We start from the raw sequence: 11112 nt of genomic DNA, 5'->3' as shown, positions 1-11112 counted from the left end.
GAACCCAGTGTTCCCGGAACCTCCAACAAGCATGAATCAGCCAGCAACTTCAATCACAAACGGCCATATTCCCGGCTTTGCCTGCGACTTGTTCCACAGGGGATAAACCACCTTCCCACATCCCCCAATCCGGTCACGGTTTGGGCGGGGATTTCCGCAATTGCGCCCAGCTCGGGTCATCCCGCGGGGGCGATATGCCATCCCATAACGTGGGAATGCGTATCATGATGTTTCGCGCCATCGTCTCCTGTGTCGCCCTGGTCCTCGGACTGCTGGCTGCGCTCGACGTCACCGCGCAATCCGCAGGCGCCTGCAACGGCGCATCGTGCAGCTCAACTCAGCCGCTCAATCTGATGAATTTCGTGAACGGCTCCGGCAAGGCCGGGACCGCCAAGGCTGCCGCACCCGCCGCGACAGCGTCCGCCAAGAAAACCGCGACCAAGCACCGGCATCCGGTGAAGACGGCGACTCGCGCTTCGGAAGATGCCGTGGCGCCGTCACCCGAGCAGCAGCCTGCGTTGCCGACCGCCGCCAGCGCCGACACGGAGCATTCCGAAGGCGACGTGCAGGTGGTGTCCGGAGACGAAGTCAACGCGATCGATCTCGCGATGAGCAAATCCGATAAGCCACCGGCCGAAACGAACGGAACGGCGCCCGGAGCCGAAAACGATAATCCCGACCGCGCCAAATGGGCTGACGCCAACGAGTTTCGCACCGAGCAATACAAGCCGAGCAGCGCGCCGGCACCGGCTCCTGACACCACCAATAGCACCGCGTTCCGCGACGACACCTGGATGGGCCGGTTCTGGTCTGTGATCGGCGACGGCTACGTCGCGCTCATGGCGATGATCAAGCAGCTGTTCAGCTAGGGCATGATCCCGAAAAGTGTGAAGCGGTTTTCGGAAAAGATCATGCCCAACAACGCGGATCTGATTCAACGGAGTTGAACAGATCCTAGCCAACCCAGGTCAGCGCGTCAGCTTCTCCAACTCGGGGAACGGCTGGTAAGCCGCGTCCTTGCAGGCCTCGCGGCCATTGTCGACCATGCGGTCGAGGCGGCCATCGCGGAACAGCACCAGGCTGTCCTTGGTACCGGCATACTGCCCGTTGCTCTTGCGGGCGTTGTAGCGCACGCAGACAGCATAACGGCTGGCATTATCGAAATCCTTGAGCGCCGGCTCCGACACCGCGGCGTCGCGGATCTGCGATGGATCGTTCAAGTAGGTGTGCATGAACGCGATGATATCGCTGCGATAGCTGATCGGCGGCGTCGTGTTCTGGCGTGTGGCCAGATCGCGGTTTCGCTGCCACTCGGCATTGCAGCCGGCAAGCCCGATCGCCAGCGCGACGCCGAGCAGACACGCACGGATTCCGGATGACAAATTCATCGATCGTCCAACCACAGTCCGATTGTGCACGGCCAAACGGTGACTTTCCAGAGCACCGTTCGTCAGGCAACAGCCCGCTTGTCGCCCAGCGCCTCGATGCGGGGCGCACCATCGCGCCACAAACGGCTGTCCGGCATGACCGGATAGACCTCATTCCATTCGGCAAGCTTTTCCCGATAGAGAGCGATGTAGGCGTCATCATCGAGTACCTCGATATTCTCGATGTCGAGACCGAGTCCGATCTCGTGATAGACGTCGAGGTTGCGCATGTCCGGCATGGGAATCGCGCCACGGATCAGGTCGGCCCACATCTGCCGGTAGAGATCCTCGAGATGCCGCACCAGATTGGGCGTGTCGAACAGGAGACACGTGTCGCGGCCCGCGATCAGCTTCGCTTTGATCGGCGCAAGCTTTGACGGATCGTTGCCGAACTCCACCGCGCGTTCGATGAATTCCTGCTCGGTCTTGCAATGCATCTCGCCTATGCCGGCGGCGTGGACGAGGCTAGAACTGACCCGCGCCGCGAAGCTGCGTCCCGACAGTGTCAGGATCGGCACCCCCATCCACATCGAGTCCGATGCGGTGGTGTGGGCGCCATAGGGGAAGTTGTCGAGGAACAGATCGGCGAGTGGATAGCGCGCCAGATGGGCGGCATTCGGCATCTTGTCGGCGAAGATGATGCGCGAGGGATCGACGCCGCGGTCGGCCGCGTATTTGCGCAACCGTTCGTCGGTTTCGGCGGTGCTGGTGAGCAGCCACAGCACGCTCCCTGGCACGCGATCGATGATCGTCAGCCAGCGTTCATAAGCCCGCGCCGTGGTTTTCTGCATGCCGTTGAGGCTGCAGAACACGAAGGCATTCTCCGGCAGGCCGACCTGCTGCCGCGTCGGCCGCTGCTCCGCGACCAGACGCCTCCTGTCGTTCGGCTGATAGCACGGCAGCCGCACGACCTTCTCGGAGAAATAGATTTCGTTTTCGGGCGGAAGGACGACTTCGTCGGCGATGATGTAGTGGTGATAGGGGGTGCCCATGGTGTTGGGATAGCCGAACCAATTCACCTGAACAGGCGCGGGCTGGCGCGCAAAGACCTTGGTGCGAGCGTCCTTGGTATAGCCGTTGAGATCGATCAGGATGTCGATACCATCGGCCACGATCTGCGCCGCCGCCTGGTCGTCGTTCATCGAATTGATGTCGGTCCAATGCTCGACATTCGCCTTGATGCGCGCCTGCGTGCCGTCGGGCCGGTTGATGCCGCAGTAATACGCAAAGATCTCGAAATTCTGACGGTCATGCAGCTCGATGACGTCGGTCATGGCAAAGCCGACCGCGTGGTCGCGCAGGTCCGACGACACATAGCCGATGCGGAGTCGCCGCCCTGCCCCAGGCTGCGCATGCGGCCGAGCGGGCTTTGGCCGGCCGATCTGATGCCGGGCATAGTCATAGGCTTTGGCCAACTGGAACATCGGGTCGTCGCAGAGATTGGCGAGCGACAGCGTCGAGATGCCGGATAGAAGGTCCCTGCGCTTGACCCGGTCCGACTCCTGGATCACCGGCCATTTGCACTGCCGCTGCCGCAGCGACACGAAGTGCTGGAGCGCCTCCGGCTGGCGGCGGTCGATCTCGAGGCTCTGACGCAGCACCTCCTCGGCGGTGGCGTCGCTGCCCATACCTTCCAGCACGCGTGCCGACTGATGCATGGCGGTGAGCTTGTGGTTCACCGTGTCGCCCGTGACGCCGCCGAGCTTGTTGATCAGTTTCATCCATTCGGCGACGCCCGCGCCGGTCTGGCCCGTGTCCTCCAGGGCACGCCCGAGATTGATGTAGGGCGGCTCGAATTCCGGCTTGATGCGGATCGAGGTGCGGAAGGCGTTGATAGCGCCGACCCGGTCGCCCAGATCGTTGAGCGTCACGCCGTAGTTGAAGTAGACCGCGTGCAGAAGCTCGTTGTCGCCGTTGAAGGCGATCCAGGTCTTGTAGAGCTCGGCCACCAGCGGGCGCTGTTGCATCGCCTGCAGCTGAACCGCGGCGTTGAACAGGTCGAAGATAGTGAGCTGGCGTGCAACGGCCTGTTGCAGCACCCGGGAATAGAGCTCTGTAGCAGCGTTGATCTCGACGGGCTCGTCGGCCATGGAAAGCGTCTCTTCAGCGTTGATGTTGTGAACGCAACAACTCTCCAGAATCGGTCAGGCCGATTCTGGATACGCTTTAGCACGCTTACGGTACAGGCCGGACCCGGCCGCCGGTGGGCGGCCGGGGGAAGCCGGCGACTAGGTCAACAGATCCACCAGGGCGCTGAGCTGGTCGGAGCTCATCACAGCGATCTGTGTCGACGTGAAGGCATGACCCTGCTGGGTGGACAGTGCGTAGATATCCTGGGTCGTGATGCCTGCGATCGCAGCCGTGCTCAGAGCCGGGATGCCGGTGGTGCTCGTCAGCGCGGCAAACTTGCCGGTGGAGAGCGCTCCGATCTGGTTGGCGGTCAACGCGCCAGCCTGGGTCGTGGTGAAGGCCGCGAACTCTGTCGTCGTCAGCGTGGCGGCCTGCGAGGTGCCCAGCGCGCCGATCTGAGCGCTGGTCAAGCTGCTGACCTGCGTGGTGGTCAGGTTGGAGACCGCCGTGGTGGTCAGGCCCGAGACCTGCGCGGTCGACAGCTCGTTGGCATCGAGCGCGTTCAGGTTGGTGGCGGACAGCGCGTTGAGCTGGCCCGTGGTCAGTCCTTGCGACTGCGCCGTCGTGAAGGCCGTGAGTTGCGTCGTCGAGAAGCTGCCGAGCGCCGCGTTCGTCAGGCCGCCAAGCTGCACGGCGGTGAGCGCGCCGGCCTGGGTGGTGCTGAAGGCCTGGATCTCGGTCGTGCTCAGCGTGCCGATCTGGGCGGTGCTGAGTGCCGCGACCTGGGCCGTGGTCAGCGTCGAGACCTGCGTCGTGGTCAGGTTCCCGACCGCGGTCGTGCTCAAACCGCCGACCTGGCCCGTCGAGAACTCGTTGAGGTCGAGCGCATCGAGGTTGGCCGCGGTCAGACCGTTGAGCTGCGTGGTCGTGAAGCCCTGGGTCTGCGTCGTGGTGAGAGCGGCGAGCTGCGTGGTCGAGAAGTTGCCGATCGCTGTGGTGCTGAGCGCGCCAAGCTGGGCCGCCGTGATGGCGCCGGCCTGCGTGGTGCTGAAAGCCCTCACCTCGGTGGTGCTCAGCGTGCCGATCTGGGCCGCGGTCAGCGTTCCGACCTGCGTCGAGGTCAGCGTCGAGACCTGGGTCGTGGTCAGGCTGCCGATTGCCGTGGTGCTGAGGCCCGAGACCTGCGCCGTCGTCAGCTTGGTGACCGCGACCGCGTCGAGATTCGCCGTGCTCAGGTTGTTGAGCTGAGTGGTCGTCAGACCCTGGACCTGTGCCGTGCTGAACGCCGCGACCTGCGTGCTCGAGAAGTTGTTCACGGCCGTGGTGGTCAGGCCGCCCAACTGGGTCGCCGTGATGGCGTTGGCCTGCGTGGTCGAGAAGGCCTGCAGTTCGGTGGTGTTCAGCGTGCCGATCTGAGCGGTGCTGAGTACGCCGACCTGGGCGGCAGTCAGTGTCGAAACCTGCGTGGTCGTCAGATTGCCGACAGCGGTGGTGCTGAGGCCCGAGACTTGGCCGGTCGCGAACTCGTTGACGTCGAGCGCATCGAGGTTGGCCGCGGTCAGACCGTTGAGCTGCGTCGTCGTGAAGCCCTGGGTTTGCGTCGTGGTCAGCGCGGCGAGCTGCGTGGTCGAGAAGTTGCCGATCGCCGTGGTGCTGAGCGCACCGAGCTGGGCCGCCGTGATGGCGCCGGCCTGGGTGGTGCTGAAGGCCCTCACCTCGGTGGTGCTCAGCGTGCCGATCTGAGCGGCGCTCAGCGATGCAACCTGGGTCGTGGCTAAGGCCGCGACCTGTGTGGTGGTCAGGTTGCCGACCGCCGTGGTGCTGAGACCCGAGACCTGGCTGGTCTTCAGCTTCGCGACAGCCACCGCATCGAGGTTGGTAGCCGTGAGGCCATTGAGCTGGGTCGTGGTGAGACCCTGGACCTGCGTCGTGGTGAAGGCCGCGACCTGCGTGGTCGAGAAGTTGTTCAACGCCGTGGTGCTCAGACCGCCAAGCTGAGCGGCGGTGAGCGCGCCAGCCTGGGTGGTGCTGAAGGCCTGGATCTCGGTCGTGCTCAGCGTGCCGATCTGGGCGGTGCTGAGTGCCGCGACCTGGGCCGTGGTGAGCGTCGAGACCTGCGTGGTGGTCAGGTTGCCGATCGCCGTGGTGTTCAGGCCAGCGGTCTGCTGGGTCGAGAACTCGTTGGCGTCAAGTGCATCGAGATTGCCCGCCGACAGCGCGTTGAGCTGCGTCGTCGTCAGACCCTGGGTCTGGGTCGTGGTCAGCGCGGCGAGCTGCGTGGTCGAGAAGTTGCCGATCGCCGTCGTGGTGAGACCGCCGATCTGGGCCGCCGTGATGGCGCCAGCCTGCGTGGTGCTGAAGGCGCGCACCTCGGTGGTGGTCAGCGTCCCGATTTGCGCTGCATTGAGCGATGCGACCTGGGTCGAGGTCAGCGTCGAGACCTGCGTGGTGGTCAGATTGTTGACCGCCGTGGTGCTCAGACCCGAGACCTGGGCGGTCGTCAGCTTCGCCACTGAGACAGCGTCGAGATTGGCGGTCGAGAGCCCGTTGAGCTGCGTGGTCTTGAGACCTTGCACCTGCGCCGTGGTCAACGCCGCGACCTGCGTGGTCGAGAAGTTGTTCAGCGCCGTGGTGCTCAGGCCGCCAAGCTGGGCCGCCGTGAGTGCGCCGGCCTGGGTGGTCGAGAAGGTCTGCACTTCAGTCGTGCTCAGCGTGCCGATCTGGGCGGTGCTCAGAGCCGCAACCTGGGTCGAGGTCAGCGTCGAGACCTGCGTGGTGGTCAGGTTGCCGATCGCCGTGGTGCTCAGGCCAGCGGTCTGCTGCGTCGAGAACTCGTTGGCGTCGAGTGCATCGAGGTTGGCGGCGGTGAGCCCGTTGAGCTGCGTCGTCGTCAGACCCTGGGTCTGGGTCGTGGTCAGCGCCGCGAGTTGCGTCGTCGAGAAGTTGCCGATCGCAGTCGTCGTCAGGCTGCCGAGCTGGGCCGCCGTGATGGCACCGGCCTGGGTGGTGCTGAACGCGCGCACTTCGGTCGTGGTCAACGTGCCGATCTGGGTCGCGTTGAGCGCCCCCACCTGCGTCGACGTCAGCGTCGAGACCTGCGTGGTGGTCAGATTGCCGATCGCCGTGCTGGTCAGGCCCGTAACCTGTGCCGTCGTCAGCTTGGTCACCGAGACAGCGTCGATATTCGCCGTCGTGAGACCGTTGAGCTGCGTGGTCTTCAGACCCTGGACCTGAGTCGTGGTGAAGGCCGCGATCTGCGTGGTCGAGAAGTTATTGAGACCCGTCGTGGTCAGGCCGCCAAGCTGCGAGGCGGTCAACGAGGCCGCGACCGTCGTCGAGAAGCCCTGGATCTCGGTGGTGGACAGCGACCCGAGCTGGCTCGTGGTGAAAGCCGCGATCTGGGTCGAGGTCAGCGCCGAGACCTGCGTGGTCGTCAGATTGCCGATCGCCGTGGTGTTCAGGCCTGCGATCTGCTGGGTCGAGAACTCGTTGGCGTCGAGCGCGTTGAGGTTCGCGATCGTGAGCCCGTTGAGCTGCGTGGTGGTCAGACCGCGGGTCTGAGTCGTGGTGAAGGCCGCGATCTGCGTGGTCGAGAAGTTGCCGACCCCCGTCGTGCTCAACCCGCCAAGCTGTGACGCCGTGAGAGCGCCCGCCTGCGTGGTGCTGAAGGCCCGGACCTCGGTCGTGCTCAGCGTGCCGATCTGAGCGGCGGTCAGCGACGCGACCTGCGTCGTGGTCAGCGTCGAGACTTGCGTGGTGGTCAGGTTGCCGATCGCCGTGGTGTTCAGGCCAGCGGTCTGCTGGGTCGAGAACTCGTTGAGATCGAGCGCGTCGAGGTTCGCCGCGGTGAGGCCATTGAGCTGCGCGGTGGTCAGACCACGAGTCTGGGTCGTGGTCAGCGCCGCAAGCTGCGTCGTCGAGAAATTGCCGATCGCCGTGGTGCTGAGCGCACCGAGCTGAGCCGCCGTGATGGCGCCGGCCTGCGTGGTGCTGAAGGCGCGCACCTCGGTCGTGCTCAACGTGCCGATCTGGGCGGCGCTGAGGCCAGCAACCTGGGTGGTGGCGAAAGCCGCGACCTGTGTGGTGGTCAGATTGCCGATCGCCGTGGTGTTGAGACCCGAGACCTGCGCGGTGGTCAGCTTCGCCACCGAGACCGCATCAAGGTTCGTCGCGGACAGACCGTTGAGCTGCGTGGTCTTCAAACCTTGGACCTGCGTCGTGGTGAAGGCCGCGATCTGCGTGGTCGAGAAGTTGTTGAGACCCGTCGTGGTCAGGCCGCCAAGTTGCGACGCGGTCAGCGACGCGGCAACCGTCGTCGAGAAGCCTTGGATCTCGGTGGTGGACAGCGACCCGAGCTGGCTCGTCGTGAAGGCCGCGATCTGGGTCGAAGTCAGCGCCGAGACCTGCGTGGTGGTCAGGTTGCCGATCGCCGTGGTGTTGAGGCCAGCGATCTGCTGGGTCGAGAGCTCATTGGCGTCGAGCGCATTGAGGTTCGCGATCGTAAGCCCGTTGAGCTGCGTGGTGGTCAGGCCGCGGGTCTGGGTCGTGGTCAGAGCCGCGAGTTGGGTGGTCGAGAAATTGCCGACCCCCGTCGTCGTCAGACCGCCAAGCTGCGACGCCGTGATCGCGCCGGCCTGGGTGGTGCTGAAAGCCCGCACCTCGGTCGTGGTCAGCGTGCCGAATTGCGCCGTGGTCAGAGCCGCGACCTGGGTGGTGCCCAGCGCTGCGACCTGGGTGGTCGTGAGATTGTTGATCGCGGTGGTGCTCAGACCCGAGACTTGCGCGGTCGTCAGCTTCGCCACCGAGATGGCGTCAAGGTTCGCTGTCGTGAGGCCGTTGAGCTGCGTGGTCTTGAGGCCCTGGACCTGCGCGGTGGTGAAGGCTGCGACTTGTGTGGTCGAGAAATTGTTGAGGCCGGTGGTGGTCAGCCCGCCAAGCTGAGCGGCGGTGAACGCGCCGGCCTGCGTGGTGCTGAAGGACTGGAGCTCGGTTGTGCTGAGCGTACCGATCTGAGCGGTGCTGAGTGCGCCGACCTGGGTCGAGGTCAGCGTCGAGACCTGCGTGGTGGTCAGATTGCCGATCGCCGTGGTGTTCAGGCCAGCGGTCTGCTGGGTGGAGAACTCGTTGGCGTCGAGTGCATCGAGGTTGGCGGCGGTGAGACCGTTGAGCTGTGTGGTGGTCAGACCGCGAGTCTGGGTCGTGGTCAGAGCGGTGAGCTGCGTGGTCGAGAAGTTGCCGATCGCCGTGGTGCTGAGAGCGCCAAGCTGGGCCGCAGTGATGGCGCCGGCCTGGGTGGTCGAGAACGCGCGCACCTCGGTGGTGGAGAGCGTGCCGATCTGGGCCGCGCTCAGCGCCGCGATCTGGCTCGTGGTCAGCGTCGAGACCTGCGTCGTGGTCAGGTTGCCGACCGCGGTGGTGTTGAGGCCCGCCACCTGCGTGGTCGAGAGCTTGCTGGCATCGAGCACGTTGAAGTCAGCCAGGGCGAACTGGGCCATAAGGTTGAGCTGGGTCGTGGTCAGGCCGCGGGCCTGGGTCGTGGTCAGCGCCGCGAGCTGCGTGGTCGAGAAGTTGGCCGACGCGGTGCCCAGGGCCCCAATCTGCGCCGCCGTAATGGCGCCGGCCTGGGTGGTGCTGAAGGCTTGCACCTCGGTCGTGGACAGGGCGCCGAGCTGCGCGGCGCTCAGCGACGCGACCTGGGTCGTGGTCAGCGTCGAGACCTGCGTCGTGGTCAGGTTGCCAATCGCCGTGGTGTTGAGACCCGAAACCTGCGCGGTGGTGAGCTTCGCCACCGAGACGGCGTCAAGGTTCGCCGTCGTGAGGCCGTTGAGCTGCGTGGTCTTCAGACCCTGGACCTGCGTCGTGGTGAAGGCCGTGATCTGCGTGGTCGAGAAGTTGTTGAGGCCGGTGGTGGTCAGGCCGCCAAGTTGCGCCGCGGTGAGCGAATTGGCCTGCGTGGTGCTGAAGGCCTGCACTTCGGTCGTCGACAGCGTGCCGATCTGGGCGGTGCTCAGCGCGCCGACCTGGGTCGAGGTCAGGCTCGCGACCTGCGTCGTGGTCAGATTGCCGACCGCCGTCGTGCTCAAACCCGAGACCTGAGCCGTCGTCAGCTTGGTCAGCACCACCGCGTCGAGATTGGCGGTCGAGAGCCCATTGAGCTGCGTGGTCTTCAGGCCCTGCACCTGCGTGGTGGTCAGCGCCGCGACCTGCGTGGTCGAGAAGTGGTTCAGTGCCGTGGTGCTCAGGCCGCCGAGCTGGGCCGCCGTGAGAGCGTTGGCCTGCGTGGTGCTGAAGGCCTGGACTTCGGTGGTGCTCAGCGTGCCGATCTGGGCGGTGCTGAGCGCCGCGACCTGCGTCGAGGTCAGCGTCGAGACCTGCGTGGTGGTCAGGTTGCCGATCGCGGTGGTGTTCAGGCCGGCGGTCTGCGCCGTCGAAAGCTCGTTGAGATCGAGCGCGTCGAGGTTGGCGCTCGAAATGCCGTTGAGCTGCGTGGTGGTCAGACCCTGGGTTTGGGTCGTGGTGAAGGCCGCAATCTGCGTGGTCGAGAAGTTGCCGATCGCGGTCGTGGTCAGGCCGCCGATCTGGGACGCTTTGATGGCTCCAGCCTGCGTGGTGCTGAAGGCCTGCACCTCGGTGGTGCTCAACGTGCCGATCTGCGAGGCGCTCAGCGCCGCGATCTGGCTCGTGGTCAACGTCGAGACCTGTGTGGTAGTCAGGTTGCCGACCGCGGTCGTGTTCAGACCGGAGACCTGTGCCGTGGTCAGCTTGGTCAGCACCACCGCATCGAGGTTTGCGGGCGACAGCGCATTGAGCTGAGTGGTCTTCAGGCCCTGGGCCTGCGCCGTGGTCAGCGCGCCAATCTGCGTGGTCGAGAAGTTGTTGGTCGCGGTGGTGGTCAGCCCGCCGAGCTGGGCCGCCGTGAGAGCGCCAGCCTGCGTGGTGCTGAACGCGCGCACCTCGGTCGTGGTCAGGGTGCCGATCTGTGCCGTCGTCAGCACCGCGACCTGCGTCGAGACCAGCGTCGAGACCTGCGTGGTCGAAAGATTGCCGATCGCAGTCGTGTTGAGGCCAGCGACCTGGCCCGTGGTCAGCTTGTCGAGGGCGACAGCGGCGACGTTTCCGCTGTTGAGACCGTTGAGCTGCGCGGTGGTCAGGCCCCGGACCTGTGTGGTCGTGAAATTGCCGATCTGGGTGGTCGAGAAGTTGTTGAGCGCGGAGGTCGAAAGGCTGCCGAGCTGGGCGGCCGTAATCGCGCCGGCCTGCGTCGTGCTGAAAGCCTGCAGTTCGGTGGTGCTGAACGTGTTGAACTCGCCAGCGGTGAGGACCGAGACCTGAGTTGAGGTGAGCTGGCTGAGCTGGGTGGTGGTGAAGTTATCGAACTGCAGTGTGAGCAGCGCGTGAACCACCGTGGTCGACAACGCAGCGACCTGGGTGCCCGCAAGAAACTGGAGATCGGTCGTCCCCATCGCGTTGACCTGCGTCGAGGTCAATGCCGCGGCCTGCGACGTGGACAGCGCAGCGATGTCGGTGGTTTGCAGACTCTGGATGGCAGTGGTCGAAAGCTGCGCAACCTGCGCGGGTGTCAGCGACGAAATGATAGACATGAAAAACGCACCCC

At 65.1% G+C, this 11112-nt stretch carries 4 protein-coding genes; 1 reads left to right on the top strand and 3 read right to left on the bottom strand.

The annotated features are described in order from the left end of the window. The first annotated feature begins 224 nt into the window (after positions 1–224). On the top strand, positions 225–869 hold the full coding sequence (locus RHPLAN_RS15270) for a hypothetical protein (protein WP_157100282.1): 645 nt from the start codon (positions 225–227) through the stop codon (positions 867–869). Between the two features lie 99 nt (positions 870–968). On the opposite strand, the gene RHPLAN_RS15265 is transcribed toward RHPLAN_RS15270, so the two are convergent. The 3 genes from RHPLAN_RS15265 to RHPLAN_RS15255 all read right to left on the bottom strand — a co-directional run bounded on the left by RHPLAN_RS15265 (position 969) and on the right by RHPLAN_RS15255 (position 11098). Continuing rightward, complete coding sequence (locus tag RHPLAN_RS15265) at positions 969–1388, bottom strand: hypothetical protein (protein ID WP_068019513.1); 420 nt, start codon at positions 1386–1388, stop codon at positions 969–971. Between the two features lie 62 nt (positions 1389–1450). Continuing rightward, positions 1451–3517, bottom strand: coding sequence for an O-linked N-acetylglucosamine transferase, SPINDLY family protein (locus RHPLAN_RS15260; RefSeq protein ID WP_084244942.1), 2067 nt, complete (start codon positions 3515–3517; stop codon positions 1451–1453). 138 nt (positions 3518–3655) lie between these two features. After that, positions 3656–11098, bottom strand: a complete 7443-nt coding sequence (locus RHPLAN_RS15255) for a beta strand repeat-containing protein (RefSeq protein ID WP_068019512.1) — start codon at positions 11096–11098, stop codon at positions 3656–3658. Positions 11099–11112: the final 14 nt, after the last annotated feature.

The organism is Rhodoplanes sp. Z2-YC6860 (assembly GCF_001579845.1).
Taxonomy (GTDB): domain Bacteria; phylum Pseudomonadota; class Alphaproteobacteria; order Rhizobiales; family Xanthobacteraceae; genus Z2-YC6860.
The sequence above is the reverse complement of the archived record's forward strand: the minus strand, read 5'-3'. Positions and strand labels throughout refer to the sequence as shown.